1 protein-coding gene is annotated in these 421 nt (G+C 57.5%); it reads right to left on the bottom strand.

What is annotated here, in order from left to right:
- Positions 1-3: 3 nt before the first annotated feature.
- Positions 4-421 (bottom strand): Hcp family type VI secretion system effector (locus H0248_RS21275; protein WP_180787396.1); only part of this gene is annotated, 418 nt, incomplete at its 5' end.

Raw genomic sequence — 421 nt, 5'->3', positions numbered from 1 at the left:
GAATTACGCTTCGACCGGTGCACGCCAGTCATCAGAGCCGGACGTACCGGCAACGGTGTGCTCCCAGTCGATTTTGCGGTAGGCCAGGGAGACTTCAATCAGCTGGGTGTAGTCCAGCTTGGCCGGGTCCTGGCAGTGTGGCATTTTGCAGTCGATGTCGACGATGGTGGCATCGGTCAGCACGGTAGAGAAAAAGTGCTCTTGCTTACCTTCAACCGACGTGCGATACCATTTCAGGGTGACAGTCGGCAGCATTTCGCCAGACGCCAGGGCGTTGTACATCAGCGGAACCGCTTTGTTCAGCGGAACCGCTTTGTTCAGCGCGACGGTGAATTTGAACGGCTTGTGTACACGCTGGCCGGACGGCTGACCAGACTGTGGGTCGGTCGGTACGGTGACGATGTGTTTGAATTCCTGCACC

It is taken from the genome of Pectobacterium brasiliense (genome assembly GCF_013449685.1).
In the GTDB taxonomy this organism is placed as follows: Bacteria; Pseudomonadota; Gammaproteobacteria; order Enterobacterales; family Enterobacteriaceae; genus Pectobacterium; species Pectobacterium brasiliense_A.
Note: the sequence above shows the minus strand (reverse complement) of the source record. Positions and strands in the feature narration are given on the sequence as shown.